Source organism: Flavobacterium gossypii, from assembly GCF_014138495.1.
Taxonomy (GTDB): Bacteria; Bacteroidota; Bacteroidia; order Flavobacteriales; family Flavobacteriaceae; genus Flavobacterium; species Flavobacterium endophyticum.
Genome location: NZ_JACJIS010000001.1, coordinates 1,170,411 through 1,195,573 on the forward strand (window position 1 = coordinate 1,170,411; position 25,163 = coordinate 1,195,573).

The window sequence follows — 25,163 nt, forward strand, 5'->3', positions numbered from 1 at the left end:
AGATTAGGAATTTGTAAAAAAATCAGGATCATTTTCAAAAGCTGTTCCTATTACCACCAAATCAGCACCAGCTGTGTAAGCATCCTTAATGCCCTGTATGTTTTTAATGCCGCCGCCGACAATCAAAGGAATTTTTATATTTTTTGAGACTAAAGAAATCGTATCCAAAGGAACAGGCAGTTCTGCACCACTCCCCGCTTCCAAATAAATCAGCTTGTTTCCTAGAAATTCTCCTGCCAGCGATGTTGCTACGGCAATCTCTGTATTATGCCTTGGCAAGGGTATTGTTTTGCTGACCGAAGCCACGGCAGTCTGATTGCCACTTTCTATCAAAATATAGCCTGTAGAAATAATTTCGAGATTGGATTTTTTTAAAATTGGCGCTGCTTTGACCTGATGTTCGATCAAAAAATCTGGATTCCGTCCTGATAATAAAGTCAAAAACAAGATACCGTGGGCTTCTATCGAAATCTGAGACGGGTTTCCTGGAAACAGCACTATCGGAAGTTTTGTCTTTTCTTTTAGTTCGCGAATAATTGCATCAATCGTATTTGTAAGCACAAGGCTTCCGCCAATGAAAATATGCGTAGCTGGAGATTGGTTTATTTTCGGGATGATATTCTCTAGTGAATCTAAAGCAACTTTATCGGGATCGAGAAGAATTGCCAGAAGCTTTTTGCCCTGAATTTTCGACTGGAGTATTTCGTTGTAGATATTCTGCATTTTTGTTTAGGGAAATTCGAAGATTTTCACAAAGCTACATTAAAGAAATAAACTTGAACGATTTTAAGATATAGATTCTCATCGATTCCCTTTTTGGAAGGCATAGACAAGCGTATAGTTTTCAATTTCTTCAAAACAGATATCAAATTCTATGTTTAGGTTTCCAAAAGTCAGAAGCGCTTTTGTTTTCTGATCTTTCATCTCGAATGGTGCGACAAAAATATGATCCTTGAAACTGATTCCTTTTTCATTCCTGATTTTAAAAATTGCTTCTTTTACGCCCCAGATTACGGTTAATCTTGAAACGTAATCTTCTTCCTTTTTTTTATCTAAAAAGCCAAATTCGCTATTATCGACAAACTTATTGGCAATCAATATTATTTTTTCACGTCGGAGTTCGATATCGATTCCCACGTTTTCATCACTCAAAATTATGGCAGAAAAATCAAAAGAATGTGTTATCGAAATATGGGTCTCGTTTTCAAGGTGGGGCTTCCCAAACTGATCATAGTGAAGCTGCAAATCATTATGTCCAGATTCTTGAAGCAATTTCCTGACGCTCAAAAAAGCTCTTTGGTGTACTTCCGATTTCATCGATTGAAGCCTGTCCAACGTTTTTTCTTTTAAAATTACCTGTGAAAAAAGCTCATCAAAACTTTCCGTGATTTTCCAGATCAGGATTTTAGTAGTCGGATTATATTGGGTGATTTTGTAGAGCATTCTTTTTTTAGATGACCGATTTCGCTAATATTGAGTATCAAAAAAAGGATTTGCTTCTTATTCAAACAATTACCATTATTAAACAAACCTTAAATAATTTTTTGGATTATTTTAATAAAAAGTAATTCCGTAAATTTGCAAAAATTTTGATAATACAAATATATACAAATAGATGAGTACAACGACATTACCTTTTGTAGCTTATAAAGTGAAAGATATTTCTCTTGCGGCTTGGGGAAGAAAAGAAATTGAATTGGCGGAAGCTGAAATGCCAGGTTTGATGGCACTTCGCAGAGAATATAAAGATGAGCAGCCGTTAAAAGGTGCTAGAATTGCAGGTTGTCTTCACATGACGATCCAGACTGCAGTTTTGATTGAGACGTTGATTGCTCTTGGAGCTGAAGTGACTTGGTCATCTTGCAATATTTTCTCTACACAAGATCAGGCTGCTGCTGCTATTGCTGCTGCTGGAATCCAAGTATATGCTTGGAAAGGTTTGAATGAAGAGGAATTTGACTGGTGTATCGAACAAACTTTATTCTTTGGTGAAGACAGAAAACCATTGAACATGATCTTAGATGATGGTGGTGATTTGACAAACATGGTTATTGATCGTTACCCAGAATTAGTTGCTGGAATCAAAGGTCTTTCTGAAGAAACAACTACAGGTGTTCACAGACTTTATGAGAGAGTAAAAGCTGGAACTCTACCAATGCCTGCAATCAACGTGAATGATTCTGTTACTAAATCTAAATTTGATAACAAATATGGCTGTAAAGAGTCTGCTGTTGACGCAATCCGTCGTGCAACTGACTTGATGTTGGCTGGAAAAAGAGTAATCGTTTGCGGTTATGGTGATGTTGGAAAAGGAACTGCAGCTTCTTTCAGAGGTGCTGGTTCTATCGTAACTGTTACTGAGATTGATCCAATCTGTGCATTGCAAGCGGCTATGGACGGATATGAAGTGAAACGATTAGATACTGTTATTGCTACAGCTGATATTATCATCACGACTACTGGAAACAAAGATATCGTTGTGGGAAGCCACTTCGAAAAAATGAAAGACAAGACTGTTGTTTGTAACATCGGACATTTCGACAATGAAATCGATATGGCTTGGTTGAACAAAAACCACGGTGCTTCAAAAATCGAAATCAAGCCTCAGGTTGATAAATATACTATCAACGGAAAAGATATTATCATCTTGGCGGAAGGTCGTTTAGTAAACCTTGGCTGTGCTACTGGCCACCCAAGTTTTGTAATGAGCAACTCTTTCACAAACCAAACTTTGGCTCAAATCGAATTGTGGAAAAACAGCGCAGCATACAAAAACGAAGTATACATGCTACCAAAACATTTAGATGAAAAAGTAGCTGCTTTGCACTTGGCTAAATTAGGCGTTGAATTGGAAACTTTGAGAGAAGACCAAGCCGCTTATATTGGTGTTGAAGTTCAAGGCCCGTTTAAACCTGAATATTACAGATATTAATCTATTTCAGATTTCTGAATTTAGATTTAAGATAAAAACCTCGCCGAAAGCGAGGTTTTTTATTTTATTAGAGTTTGGCAAATTTGCCGTCAGGAGTAATTTTATATTTGAGATATTGGGCAAAAGTAACGCCTGATTCATCCGACTTAAAGTCCTTAAGATGAATAGTCTTGTCTGAATCAATATAGAAATATCGTGATGATTGTCCTAAATCGCTTCCGTTAAGATAAGATATAGGCAATTTGTCTATCACTTTCCCGTCTCTGATGCTCAACAATACGTTCTGGGTTTGACTTTCGGGATATTCACAGGTCTTGCAGTCTATTTTTCCTTCGTATAGCACAGATACTATCTTAAAGTTTTTACCGTCGAAAACCTTGGCGCTTTTTAATTCTATTTTTGATTTTTTATTCTTCATGTCTCCAGAAGGAACAAATTCTTTAGCTGTAAAAGTTTTTGCTTCCGGATAATCGACTTTAAAAGTACTTCTGGCAGGATTATCTCTATCCTGAAATAAAAACAGGCTCAATTTGTTGTATAAAGAATCTTGGAGAGAATTATCCTTTGACCAATCTGCAGGGAATTCATGAAGCACGTCTTTATCGCCATACGGCAGGCTTACTTTAGAAGATTCGCTTATTCCTTTAACAGTACTTACTTGGCTGATGCTTTTACTGCAAGAAAGCGTGGCTAGAAAAACGAGTATGGGAATTATTTTTTTCATTCTATTGGTATATGTTATGAATCGAGTTGCCGTCAAAATCTCCAGAATGCAAATGGTCGTTGTGATCTGTAGCATACCTGTGTGCATTTCGCAACCAGGCTTGCTGCGTTGTTCCGGCTATTACTTGGGCAAAATTCCAATCTACAAAGGCATTTAATAAATTCTGTTCGTTTTGTCGATTAGCCAGATAGCTCGTGTCAACACTATCTCCGTTCGGGTGCGCCAAACTCGGGTAGCTCGTCGCATCGCCAAAACACATTCCTGTTGAGTTTACGCCTGCTAATCCGTATTGCGATAAAACGCCGACAAATGCTGCAAAACAGTCCGGGTTGCAGAATCGCCTTTGCGTATTGGAAAATCCATAAGCAATAACACGGCCATTTACGGCAACATTTAGCGTATCCGGCATTCTGACCAAAGGCACGTTAGTTCCGGAAGCCGTATAGCGGACAATTCTCAAGGCGCCTGGAAAAGCTCTAGCATTTCTATCATTTCTGTGTGTTCCAGTCGTTACGATAGCATTTGCAAAAATATGATTGGTTTGTGCCGCTCCACCGGCAGGAGCATTTTCTGTACGGAGCGCTCCTTGAGGCACTGCTCCAAGCTGCTGTCCATTATTCCTGCCCATGACAGAGGTTTTATTGCATGTTGCAATAAATATTTCATTACCGTAAATATCGTAATGATAATAGGTTACTTGTGTAGAACTTGGATTTTCAAGTTTGCTGATTTTCCTTCTGACTGTACCATTCATAGGGAGGAAATTATACGTTCCGTCTGTATAGGTAGTTCCAGATTGAACCCTAGCATAGATTTCATAAAAATTCCTGTTCCCTACCCTAAACCTTCCTTGTGCATCACTATTCAGGAAAACGCCTGCTTCTTTGACTTCTTCTGTGCTATCTGGACCATAAGCACAAGGCTCATTATCTGTTCTTTCTACCACTACTTCCAACTTGGCCGTGTGTGTTGCCGCAGCCGCTATATTGGTTGCCCAAGTATTGAAATCAGTTCGTAAGGATGGCCTAAGCTGTAGTTTTATAATCGCTTTATTTTCATGGTCGGCAAGATTCGTATAATGGTCGTGTGTTCCCGATGGATTTTCGGTTGTTCCTTTATTGTTTAAGGCATCGAAATTGCCGACAATAGCAGTCATTTTTCTCCTGACTTCAAAATTCTGAGTTTCTGGATTAAACCACATCAGATTCAGGGTTTCTGTATTTCCGGTCAAAGTGTTGTCGCTTGGCCTTATGACAGCGTCAATGGATAAGGTTGCCATATTTTCCGTTTCGATAACCAGATAAACGGTCTTGCCTAAAACAGAATCAAATGGCGTGTTTTGTCCGCCTTCCTGCTGTGCATGAAGGGAATCTATCCGAGTAAATGCCACATTCGCTCCTTGTTGGGTAACGGTCTTTTTTGCAAAATAAACACGGGTTATCTTTTGCAAGCTATCATCTGGCGTAACCGGAGAATAAGGCGGATTGAGCGTTACTGTTTGTCCTGTATCATCAATTGTTATCGGCATCGTTTAATTCATTTAATTGATAACTTATTGTTTTTTTATAATTCTCTCCGAATGAAAATTCAATCGAAATACTTGCTTTTTTAACTGTTCCTGTATTCATATCAAAAATAAAACTGCCATCATATTTGTCTAGGTTGGGCCTATCTTTTGCTGAATCAAATAAAATTCCTTTATTTTTTATTGATTTAAAAATCATGTCGTTGTAAAATGGCGTAATCATTTTTCCCTTTACTATAACTTCAAGTTCTCGTTCTTTTAATTTTATTTTTTTTACCCGAGCTTCTTCTCCGATGTTAACAACAGCATTTTCAACAAAATTCAAATATCTCACGCTTCTTTTTTTAATTGACAGAGGCGTATAGCTATCATAAAACGGATTCAGAAACAGGCCATGTTGCCTGTAATTTTTTATATCTAAAAGAATTCTCCTATCGTTACTATAGAAATCTCTGAGATATTGAAACATTTCTTCTACTTTCGGCCCGACATTGCTTTTGGCTAATCTTTCTATTTTTTCTTCTAGCCTTTTTTGAATCTGATGTTGATTTACTAATTTATTGATATTTAAATGTCGGTCTGTTTCTAAAATTATATCATCATTTACCTCCGCAATTCGTGCTAAAAAATCTTTTTCTGCCAAAGAAACGGTTCTGTTTTTATACTCAATATCAAAGACTTCTAATTGTATCAAATACGTTTCAAAATCTTTTTTTAATACTGTTGAATGTATTGTTTTATTAACTTCGCTTTTTAAAACACTGCCGTTTTCTGTTGTTATTTCCATCATCGAAAATTCATAAAACTGCAAATGTTCTTCAAGGTATAAGCAGATATCTAACTCTTTTATGCCTTCAATTGTATCGGTAATATTTCGCATAGTAAGACTTTTGCTTTTGAATTAAATTGAATTGAATTTAAAAATCAATTACTGCCAATCCATTTTAACACCTTTCTTTTTATTGGCTATGCATTCTTCAATTGTATATTTTACCGGACAATCAAAACAATCTTCTTTTGTAAAAGCATAGCCGTCATTTAATGTAATTGTATCTTTAATTTTAATTTTCTTTTCACTTTGGCATATAGCATTGGCTTGAAATGATTCATAATCATTTTCTCCAATTTTTATGTCTTTCGATCCATAGCTGTAAGTAAGTAACTTAACAATATAACCGTCTTTATTATTCACTACCATCTCATACGCTTTGGAAGATGAAGTGCTTGAATATTTAATTACTGTATTATTTTTATCCGTTACAATTTTATCAATTGCAAAATCATGTTGCAATAGGGACTGATTATTTATCACTCTATTTGAAACTGGAACTTTAATTTTTATAGTTCCACTGTTGCTGATCGTATAACATGCCTTGCAATTGTATTCTGTCGGCTGAGAAATTTTGCCAATAACTTTATTGTTTACATAGACCAAAGTTGAATCTGCAGCAAGACTATTTTTCTCTGTCATGCTGTGATTCTGGGCTTTGCATGAAAGCAAAATCATACAAGTAATTAATAAGCTAGTCGTTATCTTCTTACGCATTCGGTATCGTATTTAAAAAATTCTTTGGTCCATTTCGTATAATTCTGTCTTTCTGCTAAATTAGTTTCGCCACCATTAATCGCTACAGTAACTAATGTTATATTTTCGTTTTCAAGTCCTTTATCCATTTCAGCTAGAGTGGTTGGCTTGTAGACCGTTGAAAACCATCCTGCCGAATTAAAAGCATGAAATAATTCTTGAGATATTTTTTTTGCAAACGTTTTTAAACCATCATAAAAAGCCGTGTCTAATCCGGCAGTATTGGCAGCCGGTCTGTTGGCAACACATTCGCCAACGCTTTCATAACCGCTTCTTGTGGTCATATACGTTTGAGAAAAGGTTGTTGTGTTTATATAATCATAATAGGCCAAATAATTGTAATCGTGCGTTATTTGCTTCATACCTCTACCTTGGAAATCTACTCCTCCTTTATAATTGCTCGGCACGCTGGATCTACTTTCATACGTATAGGTAAAGCTTATTGTTTCTAAATACATTTGACCGATAAAGTGAATTTTTCTTTTGCATGTATTTATGCCAAACTTTTTAAACATGGCATTCATTTCGTTGACGAATAATTGGATTTTATCTCGATTGTCTGAAATTTTGCCAGTAGAAATTGAAATTTCGGTTATTTTTTCGCCTCCACTATTAAAGAAATGATCTCTCTTGCTGACATAATTCTGCTTGTCTCTCAGATGATAAATCAGGTCTATCATTTCATCAACAGTAATATCTCTATTGCAATAACATGGCGTACCCAAAACTTCAAATTGTTGCTGTTGTTGATTTAAAAACTCTTGTGTTTCATCAGGAAATTTTATTTCGTCTGTGGTTTCTGTTACTTCGCCTTTTAAATATACAAAAGCATTTTTATCGGTTCTTTTTTCAAATTTTTCTACTAGCTTTTTTAAATCTGCATCCGCTTTCGGTCGTAACGTAATTTCTTGCTCGTATTCATTTTTATCTTTTGTAATTGAAAATTCAACTTTGTCTTTTTGTTGATCTCCAATCAGAAATTTTACTGGGGCGTCATAAACTGCTTCAGGATTTGCCAATTTGTTTTCATTGATTTGGACAGTCAATTTTGCCTTATCTCCATTGCATCTTACCACGATATAAATCTTATTACCGATTGTTGCTTTTGGAATTTTCACCATTTCAAATCCATCTTCCTCTTGTTCTTCCCAAGTTACTTTTATTTGATCATTGGGTTTTAAGGCGGCCGTATGATCGGGATCGGTTGCTAAATTTCGGATGGTCTTTTTTTCGGTCTTAAAGCTATCTGTGTATTTTTTTTTAACATCCGCAATTTTTCCGCCACTCTTTACCGTATAGGTTTCTTCCTTTGGCGTCCATTTATATTTTTTCTTTTTTTCGGCAAAATAAATAGCAATAACGTCCACTAAATGATCAACAACATGTGGCGTATCATATACTTTTTGATTCGGATTTGCTGAATACGATTCGTTATTTTGTTCTTCACTTTGTGCCATTGCAATTTGGTTTTTTAGTTGAAGTCACTTCCTTTTTTATAGTGAGATTGGATTTTTTTTATGAGCTCCGTCCTTATTTTGGGATTCAAATCGCTCATGGACTTATTTAAATCTTCGTTCAAAACACAATCATCGTCTTCGGTGCATTTAAAAGGAATGTGATACAAATATTTTTTATCGTTATATAAAATAATATACGAAAGCTTTTTTTCTGAATCGGAATTACTACAATAGGTGAACGGAATAAAAACTACCTGAGTTTTTTTTAAGTTATAAAACCAAATATTTTTTTCGCTAAAAGCAATCATTTCCATTTGGTAATCGGGATCATCAAATTGTACATTTAATGAATGTTTTTTGTTTTTTAGACTTACATCAATCATTGTCTTATGGCCATCAAAAGGAGGCTCGTTAGGATTACATAAGGCATTTACGTTTACCGTTAGCCTATTCATTCCATTGCAATCTTTCCATTCTTTAGAAATTGAAATCGAATCCACTTTTACAACTTGTGATTCAACTTTATTTGGGAAAAAAGCAATAAGAAAGAAGAATCTAAGTAACACTTTCACTTGTAAGTTCTCTATAATAGATTGGTAATTCATAATCTTCCTCGTTTATTGTATATTCGATCGGATAAACACTTGAAACTCTGGCACTGTAAGCACTGATCTTAACGGCATCTCCTTGGTTTCCACCTAATCCAAATAAGTGCGTGCCTTCCTTATTTTTTGCTACAGCAAAAGTGACGTGCTTTCTATTATTTACGACACATATTGAACCTAATGCTAATTTGTTAGCATCTGTATTTTTCGCCCAAACGGGATCATCAAAATGGTCTGGTAATGTGACTGTCTTTCCGTCTCTTACAACTCTTTTATTTCTATATCTTGTATTAATGTGTCCATAAGTATAAGCTCCAGGATCACATTGAGCCGAAAAATTGTTTTGGGTCAAACACCAGCCTATAAATGAAGCGCACCATGCATTTGTAATCGTTGCACATCCAGAAGGCTTGTGCTCTCGATTTACTTGATGATAATCATTAATAATAGTATTACAATGCGTAGCTTCGGTTACTCCTTTTTCCATTTCTCCTCTCGCCGTGGTCAGCCAAACTTGTTCTTTATTTTTTATTTTGAAATACTTGCCTTCTTCTTTTAAAAAGGCATTTTTGGTGCCTGAACCATTATCAATTCCCATATATTCTACATCCGGTTCTGAACAATTGATTTCTACATACACCAACGCTTCTTTACTAGTATCATTTGCAATGAGTTTTGCCAAATCAAACGACAAATTATCAGGCTTTTGGTTTAGCATTAATTTTAAAACAGCTTTATCTTTAAAACTGTCTTTATTAGATAATGAAGCATCAGACGCTAATTTTCCTACCTCAACTTCAAATTCCTCTTTTGCGGCTACATTTTTATAATTCGCAGGATTTGTAACCGCGTCAATGTCTTTTAAGTCAATAAAACTTATTGCGGCATCCACATCTGAAAGTACTTTTCTTACGCCGCTTTTTATTTTTACTTTTAATTTTTTTCCTTCTAATCCAACGGTTTCAATAACCAAGGCAACACCGTAACTTAATCCGCGTTCTTCTACTTTTGTTAAGTCTAAAGTGGTAACATTTCGAGCCGTCGTTAGGCTAAATTTTGCGAAATATGCATTTATAATTAGTGGAGCGGCCTTAATCGCAATGCTTTCAACATTGGGTATTGGACTAGCCACTGCCGTATTAAAATCAGGATTGCAAGTAATAGTAGATTCTTTGACTAAAACTTTCTGTTCTTGAACAATTGATGTTCCCAAGTTTTCCCAAGGGCTCAATTTTATGACGCTCATGCAAGGTGGAGGCTGCATGTTCTGGGCAGGCCATTTAGGATGACCGCAGGTTCCTTTAAACTGAAGGTTGACCATATTGTTTCCATCGCCTTGAGTTGCCCAAAGCTTGTCTTGTAACATCAGTTCATTTGAAGTAACTTTTAATTCGCCGAGTTGTTGTGCATATTCGCACTTTAGCTTGGCGCCATGCATGACTACTTCTCTCTTCTCTGATGGAGAGTCTTCGGAATCTTTCTTTTCTCGTTCCGCTCTTTTTTGGTTGAGTCTAGCATTATGTTGTTGGGTAGCCATAACTTCTAATATAAAACAAGATTATCCTTTACTTACTTTCACATCTTTGCCTCCCTGTATTACGGTAAGCGTAGTTCCCCTCAGTTTTAGATCTCCTTTAGAAGTCTGGATATCGGAATTTCCTGTAATCTGTCTATAGCTTTCTCCAACATTGTCGGTCTTGTCGTTTTTAACCGTGACATTTTTATTTTCAGAAGATTGGACATAATTTTTTCCGATGGTTTCTGTCTTATTGTTTCCAATAGAAATGTCTTCGTTAGCTCCTATTTTGGTAGCCATATTTTCTCCTACGTTGATGTCCAAATTTTTACCAACAGTTATTTTCATATTGTTCGGAGCGTTCACGCTAATATTGCCTTGCCCGTCCATGAGCCAAGTATTGCCACTTGGGTCTTCGATAAAAACACTTCCAGCTGCGTCGTCCATGATTACTTTGGTACCGGATCGAGTTTGGATTACTTTTTTATCATTGCCCGAGGTACTATAGCCGCTAGAAGCACTTCCATTGTACATCGCTCCGAGCACGAAAGGTTTTTCAGCATTTCCTCCTTCAAACGCCACTAATACTTCTTCACCGACTTCTGGAACAAAATAAAAGCCTTTGCCGCCGCCCGAATGTGAATTCACCATCCTGATCCACGGCGTATTTTTTCCTGCATCCTTCTGCCAAGCAAAAGCTACTTGAACACGACCCAATCCTGCTGGATCGCTATTTGAAATTACAGTAGCAGGCTGTGATTCTGCCGTAGGAAAGCTGTGAACATTTCCATAAGGTGGCGAAAGGACAGTATCTGGCACAGCATCAAAAGTATTGTGATAGGTACCTGATTCGTCGCAAACATGCATGATGTCAGTAATGATATAATTTCCGAAATTTTGTTCTTGAAGCCCGTCTAAAATATTTCCAGTTAATGAAAACGATGGTTCTTTGATGGAAATTACGTCGCCAATTCTCAAGCCTGTTTCGTCAGAATCGCCTTTGGCCGTAACCATATCGGCAGTTCGTGACTGAAGCTGGGTAGTTACTCGGTCAATAAGATGCGTTCTTGAATTTCCTTCTTCTAAAGAGTGCGAATAAAGCATCGTAGAATTCGTTGGGAAAAGTTTTTTCGAAGATTCGAAAATAGCCTTTGAATAGGCATCTTCTGGCTGGTAATTTACTTCCATCGAATTGGCTTTCTGGGTTTCTCCATTGGAAGGATCATAGCCCAAATATTCGAATCCGAGAGATTTCGCCCTCATTTCGATATTAAAAGAATGGAGGCTTCTGCCGTATTCTAATGTAAAATTTTTAGATTTTGGCTTTCCGAATAACAGTTCTTCGCCATTATAGTAAAACCACTGTCCTTTTTTCTGCGCAATCCTGCAAAGGAACGCAAAATCGCTCTCGCCATATTGAACCGTATAAGGCAAGGAAGTATCTTTTTGAACCTCAATAGCAGGCTTTAGGCTATCGCCAGAATAGTCTTTCAGGACTTCTTTGACAATGCTTGACAGCGTCTGGTCGTTAAATGAGCGGATATTTGGAGGTCCTTCCATTAAAATCGTTGGACTGAAGCCATTGATGATTATGCCGCCCGAAGCCCCCGATGTTCGGACCATTTGTGCTTCTGTAATAATTCCGTTGAAAACTAATGGAGAATCAGTCATCATGTTTGTAGGATTGATGCTGATCTTGACTGATTGTCCTACATATTTTTGCGCTTTGTCAATTGCTTGGCTGACAAATTCTTTAGGCAGCGGCTGCAAAATTGAAAAACGATGGTGCGAATGTACCTTTTGGTTGATGACCAGTTTTGAAAATCGGGTAAGGTTTTCTCCCGCAATTTCTATTTTAATCTGCGTACTTATTGGCATGGCACTAGGATTTAAAAGTTAAAATAGATCTCGGGGGAAGATGCTGAATATGTTATAGTGAATTTAGTATTTTTCTTGTTTCAAAAGCCTTTCTTTAACATTAAATTAAGTTAAAATAATTTTTAATATTCTGATTTTAAAATCGATACTAAAATCACAATTAAAAATCTATTTTGTTCAGATTATACGTTTTTTAAAAGAAGGCGCTATGTATTTTTGAATTTCTTTCCATGTAAAAACAACTTCAAATTGTTCATAGCCACTGTTTCTATAATTTTCTGAATCTGCTACCATAAAAGAAATTCCTGTGATCTTATTTTTAGAATCGGTTGTTATCTTAAAATCTTGAAGTGCTTTTAGGTTTGGCTGTAATTTTCCATTTTGCTTTTTAAGTCTTGACTTGATACATTTCAAAAGTGCAGTATGGTTTATGAACAGTTGCGAGCCTATATTTTTTCCGGTATTTAAATCGAAGCAGTAATAACGAGTGGCTTCAAAAGGAGAACCATAGGATTGCAAATGAACAGAGAGGTTCAACAGCTGATTTTTATCGTAAAAAATATTGTACTGTTCAAATCCATAGTTGGCTTGGCGTAGCTCGTTATTGGATATGAGTTCCAAAAGCGTGTCTTTTTTTGCCTGAATTCTTTTTTCAGGAGCTTCAAAAGAAGGCTTGTTGAATATATCAAACGCGTTTTGAATTTCACTATAAATAGCAACAGTATGCTGATTCCCTGTATTAAATTTCACCTCTTCCAAAACATAATAGTTCGATTCAAAAAGTACCGAATCTTTTAAAATCTGGACTGTCTGGCTTTTAAGACTGCCGGATAAGAGCAATAGAAACAAGGTTGCTATTTTAAGCATTTTATTTTTCATCAATTACTTCTTTTGTGGTGGGTTTTTCTTTTCGTATTCTTCCAGAATTTTTGTCGCTTCTGGATCTTTTGCTGCTTTTTGTTTTTCTAGGTAGGCTTTTGCTTCAATTTTTTGGGCCTCGTTTCCATTCTGAAGCATTAGATCAAAGTGCCTGATGATATCAAACACGCCTTTGGCTTTTCCTCTTGCGTAATTGCTTTTACGATTTTTCTTTCCGCTGGCCCCGTCATATTGATTGACACAGTTGATTACCATATCAATGTTGTCATCTTGAGCGTGATCTTTGGCATATTTTTTATTCTTCTTTGTTCCGTCGTTCCAAAAGTAAAGGGCCGACTGCGTAGCATACATAGCATTGCTTGAAAGCAACAGATATTTTCCTTGTAGTGCCACTCCTGGTTTTTCTTCTGTAAAATCGATAGCGCCAGAAGTATCTCCTGTAAATGTGTTTTTATTTCTATAATTCGTAAATGAGACATAGTTGCCGCGACCGGTCAATTGCTTGAGGCCTCTTCCTTTGAATTTCCAACCATCCCTTGTCAGCTCGTCTCCGTTTCCTAAACCACGCTTGTCTCCCGGATAAGGAGCATAGGCTCTGGACATCAGCGGAACTCCAAAATTAGAATGTGGTTTCAAATAGATATGATAGTCTACTGTTTTATCTGCCTTCAGAACTGTTTTAAGCAACTTATCATTGCGTTTCTTTTTATCTTTTGGATCAGCTTCGCCAGAATATTTTGCATACAGCTGAATATCTACAACCGTTGGTTTTTCGCTAAGCAATAATGTACTGAGCTGATCGTTGGTTTTTGCTACCTCAGCACCTTTAGCATCCACAATCTTGAAAATAGAAGTCAGATTGTCTTTTAATGATTTTACTATGGTTTCGTCTATAGTAATACCTTTTGAACTGAAGACTCCAGGCGGATTTGAATAGTCTTCGTATTCTGAAAATGTTTTAAAATTAGCGCTCTCAACACCAATCTGAGCAACAAAATGCGCCTTTCTCAAACAAGTATCTAGACCAAAGTCTTTTCGGTATTGGTTCAAATATGGAAGAATAGAATCTATAATCTCTGTCTGTTTTGCGGTAGGTTTTTTTAATCCTATCGTATCTAAAATCAAGGCTGATGTAAATTCTTCCTCACAATGCTTGCATTTATACGGTTCGTCTTTTTTAGGCAGCGGTGCAGCAGGCGGGACTTGGGCAGGCTCGCTTTTTTGGCCGCTATCTGTAATTTCAATCGTGCTTCCGCCATAATTGCATGGAATGGTGCTTTTCTTTAATAACGGAAATTGATCCTGCACTTTGAGCGTTCCGACATCTTTCCATTCTCCCAACTGCATTACGGAAGCGCACGGAGCGGCACTGTTCGGGCTTTTGGTACAGGTTCCTGTAAAGATCAAGCTTCTGAAATCTTTTTCGACAACCGTAGCTGTCAATTTATCTTGGGTTGTTGGCGTGTCGAAGTTCACCTTGAGGATTCCTTGAGGATTCGTGCAAAGTTTACATTCAATTTTAGCCATATCGATGACAAGTTTAAGGTCTTCGGAGACTTTGTCCTCTTTTTCGCGTTCTTCTCGCTTTTCGGCTATTTCTTTCTTATTATTTTCTTTGACATCTTCCATGGCTGCATGTTTTTTGCTTTTTTAACCTAAAAAAAGCGTGGCATATTTGATAGATTGCGTACTGTCTTCAAGCTTAATTAAACCCTCTTGCAATTGATATTCTTTGTATACTAGTTCGCCTTCATATTTGTATAAGGCATTTGATCTGCCGTTTATTTTATATCTTACAAAATCTTTCTTTTCTGGATGAATCTGCTCTGTAACTTCGCTATTTTTAAAATCTTCAGCTATTTTTTTTCTGACAATTGGCATTTCCCATAAAAGATAGTTCCCAAATAAACCATGAAAATAAAGTCCGAACATCTTATAGCTTGACAAAAATTCAATCAGCTTGACTTCGTCTTTCAGAATCATAGCAATCTCACTAAAATAGCTTTGTATAAAGCTTCCTTCGTATTCTTTTTCGAGCTCTCGGCTGGTCTTTTGCCATCGGGAACTTAGTTCTGCCTTATTAAAAATACGAACAATCTTTCCAGTATAATCAACGCCGGCTTCAATTTCGTCGAAAGCGTATCCAATCTGTTTTATCAAATATTCATCGGCTACGGCTACATTGCTTTTTATCGAGATTTTAGCTGTAAAAATCTGATAAACATCCAAATATTCTGCTTTTCCAATCGGCATAATCTGTACGTCCCTGATATACGATTTTTGTATAGGACGTTTTTCAATCGAAAAATCATCTACTATGGTTTCAAATCGGTAACTATATCGAGCTCCAACCTTTGGCTGGAGGTGGTATTCTTTTAATCCGTGGACTATAGAAATCATTGACTTTAAATCTTTTAATGTTCTCTTCGCTTTCTGTCGTTATTAGGCTCCATTCCAAACCAATCTCTGGATGCCGACCAATGGAAATATTCATTTCGCAATTTTCTCAAAAGCGTCTGAGGATGATAGGCTGTTACTACAACTTCTTCTAAAGTAGTTGTTCGTATATTTTCGTCTTGTTCTAGTTGTGGCTGTGGGTCTTCTCCTAATCCTGGAGGCATTGTAGGCCAATATTGTCTTTGTCCATCAAATCCAGACGAATTTTGTTCTTGATAGATTTTGTTCTTTTCCATTTCTTCGAGCATCTTCTCGAGATTTTCTCTATTGATTCTGTCCTGTTTTCTTTTTGCCAGTTCTTCATCGCTTACGAAATCCCATTCTGGAATTTCATCTTTCATATAGCCTTCCATATAGGATTTTGCGCTTACTAACAGCGGATGGCCTTCCACACTATATTGAATTGTCAAATCATCGATCAGGGCATTGCTTTTTTCTTTCGTCTTCATTATCTCCTTGCCGAATTCTTCCATAAAATGCAACGGCAAATAACTGTATTCTTTTTTAAGATAGCGCGTTCCGCTTAGCTTTCTATACACAAGGCCGCTCGTCATGAAATTCCAAAACTTATTGTTTATTTCTATCTGATCATCCTTAAACCAGCCTCCGGCAATCAGCTCGTTCATATAACTCTTGAGCTGCCAAAGCGGCTTGTGGTTGGACGTTTCTATTTCGTCTTTATATTCTGTTTCTGTTTCATAAGCGCCACCGATGTCGCAATGCACACCAGGAAGGTTCTTTTCAATCGCCCTATCTTTAATTTGGCGGATTCTTGTCAGCGAGAAATTTTTTCGATGTTCGTCTTTTGCCGTAAAATGCACCATTTTTTGAAAATAGCCTAAGTTATTCAATTGCAGTTCTTCTACATCGTCATCGAAATGAGTTGAAACTACCTCTGTGGCCGCTTTCTTAAAAAAACCGTCGTCTTTCAGCTCGCCATTGACGTCGTATTCGCCTAGCCTTCCTCCAGATTCTCCGTAGGAAGAAACCGTGTCATAAATACCTACAAATCTTACAACGAGTGTAATGTCTTCTAGTTCTTCGGGGGTTATGTCGGTATTTTTAAGAATGCTGTATCCCAAATGCCCCATTCTTGGAAGTTTTCCTTCCACCAGAATTTCAGAATTTATTTCCAAGCCGTCTGCATCGCCTATAGTTCTTCTGTATTTTCTGACCGGCATGCCTTCTGAATACGGGTTAATTGGATAATAGCCATCAGGCATACTAAACGGTTTTGGCTCGTATTCTTTTTTGACATTTACTTCATGGACAAAATTTCGGGCAGAAGCTGCACCACGGCTGAAACCAAACGCATCTATGGTTATTTTGGTCAGAACTTTATTTCGGTTATTCCCTTTTCTTTTTTCTTCATTAATCTTGTTGGACATGATTTCGCAGGCCTTTCTTACTTTGGCTCTGACTCCCGTCAATCCAGCTCCGAAGGCAAAACCATCTTGGCTGTCTTTCTGCTTGTCATCTGTCCCCATACCTTCGACATAAATACGATATTCCTTGTCGCAATATTTCCACATCCGGGCTACGTTGGTGTAATCGTTGCTATAGCTGTTATCAGTTCCCATCTTATCCATGTAGGTTCTATGGGAGCCAATCAAATATTGTTCATATTCGGTAGGATTTGCAGGCACGCCTCTTTTCATTAGCTTTTTGTAGGCTTCTTCGTCTCTTTTTACGGACTCAGAAATCTGGTCGTCGGTTAAATTTTCAACACCGCCATTCCTATATTTTCTTCTAAGCTCTGTGTTTGTCTTGTTGTTCAATGTTCCATCGATAAAGACACCAAAAGTCAGTTCCAGCTCTTCTTCAGGAGCTTTTGATTCACCAGTGTTATATACAAAACTTTTACCCATGGTCATTCTATTAATTGTAGCAGTCCAAAATTTTCAATCTATTTTTTACGAGATTTAAAAATATTGATGTTGTTTTCTTTTAATGGTATTGTCTTATCGTCGGTTTTTAACGCTACAGTTACATACGTATTTGTCTTATTTACGGTAAGCACCAAGGTTGCTTTTGCATTCGGGTCGCTTTCATAAATAGATGCAAATGCATTGAAAATTTCTTTTTCATTAAAATCGAGAGAACCGCCGTAAAGCTGTCCAGCTTGATCGTGCCAGCCAAGACTTAACTGTTTTGGAATGGCTCTTTTTGCAACTGATTTTTCAGGAAGGTTTTCAGGAAAAATTTCATCGCGTTCACCATTAAACAAAATATAGCTAAAATCGGCTACCTTTCCTCCGTTATCGACAACAAAATCAATTTTCCAATCGTATGTTTTTCTGTAGGTGTCCCATAATCCAAAAGGGATCGGTTTATTTTGGTTTGCTTTTTGGACTTCCAATGGGACAAAGCTTTCTTTCGACATAATCCTTTTGACATTGGCTTCATCAAAAAGAAGCTTATCATGGTCGTCAAGCTTGCTTATTTCTTCTTGAGAAATTTTGATTTTAGACGCTTGATACCTGCCAATTTCTACTTGTTTTGCAGCGCCAGCCAGCCAAATGACAGCAACTCCGCCAGGAGCAAAACCTACGATTATGGTTCTATAATTTTCTTTTTTCCTGCCCCACTTTTTATTATTTTCTTCATAACCTTCTTTGAACAACTTCACCATTTTGTCATGGTCAATTTCAGTATCGATATCGTAAAAAACATTTTCTGCATAAGAAATCCAAGTCACATTAAGTCGATTAGGAACTGGTTTTTCTCCAGAGCTCATACCGCTTCCGAGTTCGCCCCAATTGCCTGCGTCTGGACCAAGACTTAGGCTTACGTAGCTTCCGTCTTCTGCTTCGAGGCCTCCTTTGTAGACTTCAATCGGATACCCTAATGGACTATTGATGTTTTCTTCCCAGTAAAATTTTTCTATATCCATTATTTTTGTGCTATGATCTTTATTTGTGTTAGCTGTATTTGTGTTTTTTGCGTTATTTTCTTTGCAGGAACTACTGCAGGCCAACAGCAGCAGTAAAACGAAAAAAGAAGGTCGTATTAGTTTCATTTTTTTGCCGAATTAGCCTTTATTTACTTTGGCATCTATAGCTCCGAGCACCTTGGCAACGCCTGCGCTTTGGAAAAATATATCTCCTTGTTCTGCCTTGTGTGTTGTCGTTCCGGTATTTTCTTTCAGATCGCCGTTTACTTTGACCGTCTTGTTTTCGTTGATTGTCTCGAAAGCTTCTTGGGCTTGCAGTCGGTCTTTCATAGTAACGTTGGTAGTCCTGTTTTCTCCAATATTCGTAATCATATCTTTTCCTACAGAAATATTAAAGTTTTCTCCAATGGTAAATGTCATATTTTTGGGAGCATTCACGTTGATGTTGCCTTTGCCATCCATCAACCACGTATTGCCACTCGGATCTTCAATAAAAATACTTCCTTCGGCATCGTTCATGATTACTTTTGTGCCCGATCGGGTCTGGATTACTTTTTTATCATTTCCAGAGGTATGGTATTCGCTCAAGGCGGCTCCATTATACATTGCTCCTAATACAAAAGGCTTTTCAGCATTGCCGCTTTCAAAAGCCACGAGTACTTCTTCTCCGACTTCAGGGATAAAATAAAATCCCTTTCCTCCGCCAGAATGCGGGTTTGTCATTCGAATCCAAGGCGTATTTGTGCCTGAAATTTTCTGCCATGCAAAAGCGACTTGTACTCGTCCAAGACCAGCAGGATCATCGTTTGAAATTACCGTTGCAGGTTGTGATTCGGCGACCGGAAAACTGTGTACGTTCCCATAAGGCGGCGAAGCGACGGAATCTGGAACGGCATCAAAGCTATTATGATAATTGCCCGATTCATCGCAAATGTGCATGATATCAGTAATAATATAGCTTCCGAAATTTTGCTCCTGCAATCCGTCAGACAGGTTGCCCGTCAATGAAAAAGCAGGTTCTTTGATATTAATGACATCGCCTATTCGAAGTCCGGTTTCATCAGAATCTCCTTTAGCAGTCACTAAGTCTGCAGATCGAGATTGCAATTGGGTTGTGACACGGTCGGTCAGATGTGTTTTAGAATTTCCTTCTTCCAAAGAATGCGAATACAGCATCGTTGAAGTATTTGGGAATAGTTTTTTTGAGGATTCAAATACAGATTTCGAGTAGCCTTTTGGCTCATAGTTGACTTCGGACGAGCTTGCAGTTTGGACTTCTCCATTTGAAGGATCATAACCTAGATATTCAAATCCGAGCGACTTTGCTCGCATTTCGATATTGAACGAATGCAATGTCCTTCCGTATTCTAAAGTAAAATCTTTGGATTTCGGCTTGCCAAAAACCAGTTCTTCGCCATTGAAATAGAACCATTGTCCTTTTTTCTGTGCAATCCTGCATAAAAACGAAAAGTCGCTTTCAGAATATTGGACAGTGTACGGCAAAGTAGCGTCTTTTTGAACAGAAACAGCAGGTTTCAAGCTATCTGCAGAATAACCGCTCAATACCTCTTGAACGATATCAGAAAGTGATTTATCTGTATACGATTTGATATTTGGTGTTCCTTCTAATAAAATAGTCGGGCTGTATCCATTGATAATTATGCCTCCCGAAGCTCCAGCTGTTCTAACCATCTGTGCTTCTGTGATAATACCGTTGAAGGTCAATGGCGAAGCTGTCATCATATTTGACGGACTGATCATGATCTTTATAGACTGTCCAATATAGTTTTGGGCTTTGTCGATGGCTTCGCCTACAAATTCCTTAGGCAACGGTTGCAATAGCGAAAACCTGTGGTGTGTGTGTACTTTTTGGTCAATCACTAATTTTGAAAAACGGGTAAGAGTTTCTCCTGCAATTTCTATTTTTATCTGGGTACTGATTGGCATGATGCTACTTTTTTAAACTTGTGTTATTTCTTTTCAGAAACTGTCTTTGAAATCGATTTCAGCTTCTCTTGGGCTCTGGCATAATCAGGCTGGATTTCTAATGCTTTTTTATAATCGGCAATTGCTTGTTCTTCTTTGCTTAGTTCTAACAAAAAGTCACCTCTATTTGTAAATATCTGGGCGCTTTTGGGTTCTGAAATTATGGCAAGATCGTATGCTTTTAAGGCTTCATTTTGCTGATTCATATCGCGAAACAGAGAGGCTTTGAAATTATAGCCAATGCTCCAGTTCGGGAATTTAGAATTCAACTTTTCGATGGTTTTCATGGCTTCTTGGCTTTTATTATTTTCTGCCAAGGCTGTGGCTTTGTTTATATAAAACCATTTATTGTCTGGATTTATCAGTAAAGCTTCGTCAAAAAAGACTAAGGCTTCATCATATTTCAGTGCTTTGGCTTGCAGCTTGCCGATGAAATTTTTTATATCGGCATTTTTTGGAAATTTTTTATCCATCTCGATTGCGAGCTCTAAGGCTTTGGCGTCATCATTATTTCGGATGGCCTGCGCTACTTTTTTATTTAGGTCTTGAATTTCTTGGGGAAAGGTTTTGATTCTCGCAGTGAGTTCTGAATTTTCCGCTTTTATTTCTTGAAGATAAGCATTATCAAAATCAGAAACGACATATTTTTTTTCTTGACCATACGATTGCATAATCAACAAAAAAAATAGGAGTGTATATATTTTTCTAATCTTCATAGTTTATAATTTTTACCAACCTGGCTTCAAGTTTTCAAGCTCTGATTTTTCCAGTGGAAGAAACACATAGGTTGCCTTATAAAAATCTGTAAAATATTTATTATTTAGCTTGCCTTTACCTTCGATGGTTTCGGTAACAATTACCAGCTTCCCATTTTCTACATAACCATAGCTGTAAACGGCCACATCTCTAGGAACTGTGATGCGTTCGATTACAATTTTATTTCCTTCTAAATGATAATATCCTTCCAAATGTGTCTTGAATCCACCTTTATTTGTAGAAGCAATATGCTTCTTAATGCTTTCAAGATATTCTTGACTTGTATTTATCGACTTATCCAAGTCAACCGTAAGATTTGCTTGTCCTGTATTATAAAATTTATAGAAAATATGTTCGTCAGCTTTTCGCTCTCCTGTGTCTTTATTCCAAACAGATTCTAAAACGTAAACCCCATCAGTCCGTAGGGGCGTATTTGGGGAAAGAAGAAAATTTTCTTCAAACAAACGGTAGTCTTGTTTGGTATACATGCTTTTTGAACAAGAGAAAAATGCGACTGCCAGCAACATGATTCCTATTTTTTTTTTCATCAAAATCCTGTGTTTATATTTGGTCCGGTCTGTACTTCCCAATAATTTGGCCTTTCGGATGGAATCAGATGAAAGTTAATAAATCGGTGGATCAAGTCTTGCGAATACATATGGCTTTGTCCAAGACCATTGATTCCGAAACTACCTTGCGGCGTTCTGGCATGAAAAGAAGTCCTTCCTTGGTTTAAATCAAAAGAATGGGCATTCGGATTCCAAGCGACTCCGCCTCTTTTTGCATTTAAAAATTCCTGACCCACTTCTGAAGCCGAGGTCGGAGTATAATTGAATGCTTTATCAGAGAATTTTTCAAATCCGCTGTTTCCGATATGTCTTTGCTCAAATTCTTTAAGGCTACGATCTGCAGCTTCAGAATCCAGAATATTTTCAGAATCGGTATCAGCCGTAAAAACGTCGCTAGCTACTATCATTTGGTAGCTGCTTCTGTTGTTTCCGACAATGACTTTTCCGCCTCCTGTCCACCAACGATCATGTCCGTCTGCAATGCCTATTTTTTTGAAGCCTCCAAAATCATTATAAAATTGGAATCCAAAATCACTGGCTCTTAATTGCAAAAAACCGACCTGCTGGTTTCTGTTATTATTGTTTAGTATCAAGCTGGTTCCGAGTGTCGCCGAATATCTATAGGTATCTTCCATTCCGGTTCCGCTCTCCATATGCAAAGGATACACAGACATTGGGTTTGCATGTCCTCCACCAGCCGTAATCTTGCCTGTCAAGACAGTGTCAAAATTCATGGCATTGCTGTCGGAGCGCGTACCAATACCTCCATTATAGGCATTGATAGCAATATTGATACCTGGTTCAACCGGGCCAAATCTTCGACTAACGCCAACGCCGGCCGTACCGCTGAAATAAGATTTTGGACCTCCGCCGAAATGCCAACTCAACCCTATAAAAAATTTAGTATTAAGTTCGTCCATAAAACTTTATTTTAGAATTTCAATGGCCAGTTTCTGGCAAATTGTGAACCGTTCATGTTTATTTCTTTAGCCGAAATTACGATCTCTATTTTCATAGACATCGTATTATAGGCAATGAAAAGTTCATCATATCGGATGCAATAGGCTTCTTTGAATTGGAGCTCGCGCATTTTTGAAATAGCATCTCGCCTGTAAAAGGTCAATTTTCCATTTTTGGTCTGCGAATTACTAACCATCCAATCAAACAGCATTGTGCTTTTTGTAGATTCTACAACAATTCGGATCTTTCCACCGGCCGGATCGGCAGATGGCTTACCGCTTTTATCAGTATCTTGACCAAGAGTGCATTGAAATTCTAAGACATTCAACACCTCTCCGTCAATTTCAAGCTTTGCTAAAAATGACATAAGTAGATAGATTTAAATAATTAAAAAAACTGCAAATAGTAAGATATAATGATAAAGGGAATGCAGTATTACAAACCCTTCATCATTAAAAACTTTAAAGTAATTCTAATTGAATTAAACCCATTCATTAATGTGCTCACCGCCGCCCATTGAAATTTCTTTTGCAGAAATTGTGAAAGTCTCGGTCAATGGATTACCATCTTGAGCATCGAAAGATTCTCTGTATTTTACCAGATATCCTTCCTTGAAGTTCATTTCTTTAAGTTTAGCGTCAGTATCACGCTTTACATACTGGATTGATCCGTCTTTTCTTTCGAAGTTATTGGTCATCCATTCAAAAAAGAATGAATCTCCAGTTGATTCGACAGTTAAATTGATTGTTCCCCCTCTGGTAACAGATGATGGGCGACCACTAGCATCTACTTCTTGATGCAAATCATACGAAGCGTTCAAAATGTTTAATTCCTTTCCGCCAACTTTTAGTTTTGATTTGAATGACATAATAAAAAAATTTAAAGATTAAAATTTATTAATTGTGATAGAAGTTGGGGGGATTTTCTATTCTATTTTACTTTTATATTTTGGTATTCTAAGATAGCATTTTTTTGATACAAATACAATTAATTCGACGTTAAATTATCAAAAATTAATCTGCAATACCTTGTATATTAATATTATAAAATTGTTATTTTGAAATTTGCTATATTATTTTGATTCTGCATATTCAGTATCCCAATCGTTTCCGTCATCGCCTTTTTGGCCGTCCATTTTAATAAGGAAATTTTTAGCCGGGAAATACGGTTTCAATCGGATATCCAAAAAGATTCTGTCTTTTTGATTTGGGTCTTGCTCAAACCTTTTGATTTCAAAATCTTCAATCAACTTATCTGGTCCCGCAACATTGTCTAAGAATTTCACGATCTGATTCAAGATTTCTTTTCTGGTTTTTGCATTGAAGTTTTCAAAAGCTCTACGGTTTAAGAAATCCATCAAAACTTTCGTCACATAGTCAAAAACACGCACTACAGAATACGTCTGAAGTCCAAGGTTGTCTCCGTTGAAAAGCGTCTTTCCAGAAAAAGCCATTACTTTTCCGTATTCGTTTACCATCGGAATCAATCCCAAGTTTTCAAGATTGGCAATTTCGCTTTTCTTCAAGTCAAACTTAACACCGTCAACTTCGTTGATTCCTCCGTATTTTTTACCGGCCGTTACTTGCGACATCAAAGTATTATAAACTTTTCCTGCCAAAGCCGTGGAAGGTGGAATGTATAAGTGATCGGCTTCTTCAATCTCATCATGTTTGCCACGACCCACAAGCCAGTTGCACGCCATCATGACATTGGAACGGTAGGTATCACCTCCTGTTAGGTTTGCCGATTCGAACATTTCCATTACATCATCCGGTTCGTCTAAATGTTGGAAATCTGTAATCAACATTACTTTATTGTCATAGGCAATTTTGGCCCATTTTTCAATCACTTTGTTGGATCCCAAATAACCTGGAATAACCAAAAGCGAGTAATTCTGACGCAAATCTAAACGGTCAAAGCCATTTACCAATTCTTCTTGGATGTTATCGATGAAACGCGAATTGTCAAGATCTTTTAACTGATCCAGCTCAGCGTTCATGATGGAAATATTTTTGACTTTGCTTTCTTCTGTATTTTTATAGAAAAGAGAGATTGTTCTGTAGTTTTCTTCTAATTCTTTGGATTCAGCAACAGCGATAGAAAGATTTTTCTTTAAGGCTTGTTCTGCAAGTTCTGATTTTTTAGTGCTTTCAGAAACCAAGTCTAATAAATTGTCTGTCGTTTTTAAAGAATCAGCCCAAAGTTTCAAGACTGTTTTCAACGCTTGGCGCTCGGCTTTTTTGCTGCTTTCGCTTAAGAAAATATTTTTACGTGCCTTTCTTTCTGGATTTAAGTTTTGTACGCCTTCGATGGCGCCCTCCAGAAGGTCAAAGCCTCCGTACTGTATAAAAGATTCAACATTTTGCTCCAGAGTTCTCGTTGAACGTTCCTGACTCGCCAATGTATTATTCGTTGCTTTAGTGTTTTCTTGATTTGCCATG

General features: G+C 37.3%; 23 protein-coding genes. 1 reads left to right on the forward strand and 22 read right to left on the reverse strand.

Translation table 11 applies throughout. The annotated features are described in order from the left end of the window. Positions 1-3: 3 nt before the first annotated feature. Positions 4-723: a geranylgeranylglyceryl/heptaprenylglyceryl phosphate synthase gene (locus GGR22_RS05525; protein ID WP_182492865.1), complete on the reverse strand. Its 720-nt coding sequence runs from the start codon at positions 721-723 to the stop codon at positions 4-6. Positions 724-801: 78 nt separating this feature from the next. Beyond that, complete coding sequence (locus GGR22_RS05530) at positions 802-1,443, reverse strand: 4'-phosphopantetheinyl transferase family protein (protein WP_182492866.1); 642 nt, start codon at positions 1,441-1,443, stop codon at positions 802-804. 172 nt (positions 1,444-1,615) lie between these two features. Here GGR22_RS05530 and ahcY point away from each other — a divergent pair, with 172 nt between their 5' ends. Next, a complete protein-coding gene (ahcY, locus tag GGR22_RS05535; RefSeq protein ID WP_121375348.1) occupies positions 1,616-2,932 on the forward strand; it encodes an adenosylhomocysteinase in 1,317 nt (438 codons plus the stop codon). Positions 2,933-2,999: 67 nt separating this feature from the next. Here the strand turns inward: ahcY and GGR22_RS05540 are convergent, their stop codons facing one another. The 20 genes from GGR22_RS05540 to GGR22_RS05635 all read right to left on the reverse strand — a co-directional run bounded on the left by GGR22_RS05540 (position 3,000) and on the right by GGR22_RS05635 (position 25,162). Next, positions 3,000-3,656: a hypothetical protein gene (locus GGR22_RS05540; protein ID WP_182492867.1), complete on the reverse strand. Its 657-nt coding sequence runs from the start codon at positions 3,654-3,656 to the stop codon at positions 3,000-3,002. A gap of 1 nt (position 3,657) precedes the next feature. Beyond that, positions 3,658-5,184: a hypothetical protein gene (locus GGR22_RS05545; RefSeq protein WP_182492868.1), complete on the reverse strand. Its 1,527-nt coding sequence runs from the start codon at positions 5,182-5,184 to the stop codon at positions 3,658-3,660. Continuing rightward, positions 5,168-6,061, reverse strand: coding sequence for a hypothetical protein (locus GGR22_RS05550; RefSeq protein WP_182492869.1), 894 nt, complete (start codon positions 6,059-6,061; stop codon positions 5,168-5,170). The genes GGR22_RS05545 and GGR22_RS05550 overlap by 17 nt, the downstream gene beginning before the upstream one ends. A gap of 48 nt (positions 6,062-6,109) precedes the next feature. Continuing rightward, positions 6,110-6,727 carry a hypothetical protein gene (locus tag GGR22_RS05555; protein WP_182492870.1) on the reverse strand — a complete coding sequence of 206 codons (618 nt, stop codon included), beginning with the start codon at positions 6,725-6,727 and terminating at the stop codon, positions 6,110-6,112. After that, positions 6,712-8,223: a hypothetical protein gene (locus GGR22_RS05560; RefSeq protein WP_182492871.1), complete on the reverse strand. Its 1,512-nt coding sequence runs from the start codon at positions 8,221-8,223 to the stop codon at positions 6,712-6,714. The genes GGR22_RS05555 and GGR22_RS05560 overlap by 16 nt, the downstream gene beginning before the upstream one ends. Before the next feature lie 14 nt (positions 8,224-8,237). Then, complete coding sequence (locus GGR22_RS05565) at positions 8,238-8,723, reverse strand: hypothetical protein (RefSeq protein ID WP_182492872.1); 486 nt, start codon at positions 8,721-8,723, stop codon at positions 8,238-8,240. A gap of 55 nt (positions 8,724-8,778) precedes the next feature. Then, a complete protein-coding gene (locus GGR22_RS05570) occupies positions 8,779-10,365 on the reverse strand; it encodes a PAAR-like protein (RefSeq protein ID WP_182492873.1) in 1,587 nt (528 codons plus the stop codon). 21 nt (positions 10,366-10,386) lie between these two features. Then, positions 10,387-12,222 carry a type VI secretion system Vgr family protein gene (locus tag GGR22_RS05575; RefSeq protein WP_182492874.1) on the reverse strand — a complete coding sequence of 612 codons (1,836 nt, stop codon included), beginning with the start codon at positions 12,220-12,222 and terminating at the stop codon, positions 10,387-10,389. Between the two features lie 177 nt (positions 12,223-12,399). Beyond that, positions 12,400-13,101, reverse strand: a complete 702-nt coding sequence (locus tag GGR22_RS05580; protein WP_182492875.1) for a hypothetical protein — start codon at positions 13,099-13,101, stop codon at positions 12,400-12,402. Between the two features lie 3 nt (positions 13,102-13,104). Next, entirely contained in the window at positions 13,105-14,730 is a 1,626-nt protein-coding gene (locus GGR22_RS05585) for a PAAR-like protein (RefSeq protein WP_182492876.1), read from the reverse strand. 21 nt (positions 14,731-14,751) lie between these two features. After that, on the reverse strand, positions 14,752-15,501 hold the full coding sequence (locus GGR22_RS05590; RefSeq protein WP_182492877.1) for a hypothetical protein: 750 nt from the start codon (positions 15,499-15,501) through the stop codon (positions 14,752-14,754). Positions 15,502-15,515: 14 nt separating this feature from the next. Beyond that, positions 15,516-17,432 carry a phospholipase effector Tle1 domain-containing protein gene (locus GGR22_RS05595; protein WP_182492878.1) on the reverse strand — a complete coding sequence of 639 codons (1,917 nt, stop codon included), beginning with the start codon at positions 17,430-17,432 and terminating at the stop codon, positions 15,516-15,518. A gap of 32 nt (positions 17,433-17,464) precedes the next feature. After that, on the reverse strand, positions 17,465-18,577 hold the full coding sequence (locus tag GGR22_RS05600; RefSeq protein WP_182492879.1) for a DUF2931 family protein: 1,113 nt from the start codon (positions 18,575-18,577) through the stop codon (positions 17,465-17,467). Positions 18,578-18,589: 12 nt separating this feature from the next. Then, positions 18,590-20,398 (reverse strand): type VI secretion system Vgr family protein, encoded by a 1,809-nt coding sequence (locus tag GGR22_RS05605; protein ID WP_182492880.1) that lies wholly within the window; start codon positions 20,396-20,398, stop codon positions 18,590-18,592. Positions 20,399-20,421: 23 nt separating this feature from the next. After that, complete coding sequence (locus GGR22_RS05610; RefSeq protein ID WP_182492881.1) at positions 20,422-21,153, reverse strand: tetratricopeptide repeat protein; 732 nt, start codon at positions 21,151-21,153, stop codon at positions 20,422-20,424. Positions 21,154-21,165: 12 nt separating this feature from the next. After that, positions 21,166-21,741: a hypothetical protein gene (locus GGR22_RS05615; protein ID WP_182492882.1), complete on the reverse strand. Its 576-nt coding sequence runs from the start codon at positions 21,739-21,741 to the stop codon at positions 21,166-21,168. Further along, entirely contained in the window at positions 21,741-22,682 is a 942-nt protein-coding gene (locus GGR22_RS05620) for a polymorphic toxin type 23 domain-containing protein (protein ID WP_182492883.1), read from the reverse strand. Before GGR22_RS05620 ends, GGR22_RS05615 begins: the two co-directional genes overlap by 1 nt. A gap of 11 nt (positions 22,683-22,693) precedes the next feature. Next, positions 22,694-23,089, reverse strand: a complete 396-nt coding sequence (tssD, locus tag GGR22_RS05625) for a type VI secretion system tube protein TssD (protein ID WP_121375366.1) — start codon at positions 23,087-23,089, stop codon at positions 22,694-22,696. Positions 23,090-23,203: 114 nt separating this feature from the next. Continuing rightward, positions 23,204-23,590 (reverse strand): type VI secretion system tube protein TssD, encoded by a 387-nt coding sequence (gene tssD / locus GGR22_RS05630; RefSeq protein WP_056067940.1) that lies wholly within the window; start codon positions 23,588-23,590, stop codon positions 23,204-23,206. Between the two features lie 204 nt (positions 23,591-23,794). Next, positions 23,795-25,162, reverse strand: coding sequence for a DUF5458 family protein (locus GGR22_RS05635; protein ID WP_121375367.1), 1,368 nt, complete (start codon positions 25,160-25,162; stop codon positions 23,795-23,797). Position 25,163: the final 1 nt, after the last annotated feature.

What these genes read in the sequence shown, in the direction of transcription:
- GGR22_RS05525 (WP_182492865.1), bottom strand. Translation starts at nt 723, where the DNA reads ATGCAGAATATCTACAACGAAATACTCCAGTCGAAAATTCAGGGCAAA.
- GGR22_RS05530 (WP_182492866.1), bottom strand. Translation starts at nt 1,443, where the DNA reads ATGCTCTACAAAATCACCCAATATAATCCGACTACTAAAATCCTGATC.
- ahcY (WP_121375348.1), top strand. Translation starts at nt 1,616, where the DNA reads ATGAGTACAACGACATTACCTTTTGTAGCTTATAAAGTGAAAGATATT.
- GGR22_RS05540 (WP_182492867.1), bottom strand. Translation starts at nt 3,656, where the DNA reads ATGAAAAAAATAATTCCCATACTCGTTTTTCTAGCCACGCTTTCTTGC.
- GGR22_RS05545 (WP_182492868.1), bottom strand. Translation starts at nt 5,184, where the DNA reads ATGCCGATAACAATTGATGATACAGGACAAACAGTAACGCTCAATCCG.
- GGR22_RS05550 (WP_182492869.1), bottom strand. Translation starts at nt 6,061, where the DNA reads ATGCGAAATATTACCGATACAATTGAAGGCATAAAAGAGTTAGATATC.
- GGR22_RS05555 (WP_182492870.1), bottom strand. Translation starts at nt 6,727, where the DNA reads ATGCGTAAGAAGATAACGACTAGCTTATTAATTACTTGTATGATTTTG.
- GGR22_RS05560 (WP_182492871.1), bottom strand. Translation starts at nt 8,223, where the DNA reads ATGGCACAAAGTGAAGAACAAAATAACGAATCGTATTCAGCAAATCCG.
- GGR22_RS05570 (WP_182492873.1), bottom strand. Translation starts at nt 10,365, where the DNA reads ATGGCTACCCAACAACATAATGCTAGACTCAACCAAAAAAGAGCGGAA.
- GGR22_RS05575 (WP_182492874.1), bottom strand. Translation starts at nt 12,222, where the DNA reads ATGCCAATAAGTACGCAGATTAAAATAGAAATTGCGGGAGAAAACCTT.
- GGR22_RS05580 (WP_182492875.1), bottom strand. Translation starts at nt 13,101, where the DNA reads ATGAAAAATAAAATGCTTAAAATAGCAACCTTGTTTCTATTGCTCTTA.
- GGR22_RS05585 (WP_182492876.1), bottom strand. Translation starts at nt 14,730, where the DNA reads ATGGAAGATGTCAAAGAAAATAATAAGAAAGAAATAGCCGAAAAGCGA.
- GGR22_RS05590 (WP_182492877.1), bottom strand. Translation starts at nt 15,501, where the DNA reads ATGATTTCTATAGTCCACGGATTAAAAGAATACCACCTCCAGCCAAAG.
- GGR22_RS05595 (WP_182492878.1), bottom strand. Translation starts at nt 17,432, where the DNA reads ATGACCATGGGTAAAAGTTTTGTATATAACACTGGTGAATCAAAAGCT.
- GGR22_RS05600 (WP_182492879.1), bottom strand. Translation starts at nt 18,577, where the DNA reads ATGAAACTAATACGACCTTCTTTTTTCGTTTTACTGCTGCTGTTGGCC.
- GGR22_RS05605 (WP_182492880.1), bottom strand. Translation starts at nt 20,398, where the DNA reads ATGCCAATCAGTACCCAGATAAAAATAGAAATTGCAGGAGAAACTCTT.
- GGR22_RS05610 (WP_182492881.1), bottom strand. Translation starts at nt 21,153, where the DNA reads ATGAAGATTAGAAAAATATATACACTCCTATTTTTTTTGTTGATTATG.
- GGR22_RS05615 (WP_182492882.1), bottom strand. Translation starts at nt 21,741, where the DNA reads ATGAAAAAAAAAATAGGAATCATGTTGCTGGCAGTCGCATTTTTCTCT.
- GGR22_RS05620 (WP_182492883.1), bottom strand. Translation starts at nt 22,682, where the DNA reads ATGGACGAACTTAATACTAAATTTTTTATAGGGTTGAGTTGGCATTTC.
- tssD (WP_121375366.1), bottom strand. Translation starts at nt 23,089, where the DNA reads ATGTCATTTTTAGCAAAGCTTGAAATTGACGGAGAGGTGTTGAATGTC.
- tssD (WP_056067940.1), bottom strand. Translation starts at nt 23,590, where the DNA reads ATGTCATTCAAATCAAAACTAAAAGTTGGCGGAAAGGAATTAAACATT.
- GGR22_RS05635 (WP_121375367.1), bottom strand. Translation starts at nt 25,162, where the DNA reads ATGGCAAATCAAGAAAACACTAAAGCAACGAATAATACATTGGCGAGT.